Origin of the sequence: Isoptericola haloaureus (assembly GCF_036689775.1) — a bacterium.
In the GTDB taxonomy this organism is placed as follows: domain Bacteria; phylum Actinomycetota; class Actinomycetes; order Actinomycetales; family Cellulomonadaceae; genus Isoptericola; species Isoptericola haloaureus.
Genome location: NZ_JBAGLP010000023.1, coordinates 1 through 387, shown reverse-complemented (window position 1 = coordinate 387; position 387 = coordinate 1). Strand labels below are relative to the sequence as shown.

Below are 387 nucleotides of genomic sequence, written 5' to 3'. Positions count from 1 at the left end.
CCGACGGCGGTGTCCGGGGGAGCCCGGCGGCTGCGCCGGCCGGCGGTGCCGACCGGTGGTGCGGCCCGGTGGTAGCGTCCGGCGCCATGGCGCTCGGCGCACCCGGCGCGCTGTGGGCGGAGGGGCGCCATGTTCTGGGCGAAGGGCGTCACCGGCCGCTCCGTCCTGGTCGACAGGAGCTCCGCGGCCCGTGCGAACCGACGTTCGCCGCGCGCCGCTGCCGGGCGCTCGCCCGCCGACGAGGTGGCGCGCGGCGTCGCTGCGCAGGTAGGCGTCGGAGCGACGGGCCGGACGGCGCGCGCAGCCGCGGCGGGGGCGCCCGCGCCGCCCGGCTCGGCCGCCGCGGTCTCGGGGGCGACCCCGGCGGCGGGCGCGGCGAAGGCCCGG

1 protein-coding gene is annotated in these 387 nt (G+C 83.5%); it reads left to right on the top strand.

Going from position 1 to position 387, the window contains the following annotated elements; genetic code table 11:
* Positions 1-129 precede the first annotated feature (129 nt).
* The coding region (locus V5O49_RS00080; RefSeq protein WP_332900447.1) for a hypothetical protein at positions 130-387 on the top strand (258 nt) is incomplete at its 3' end.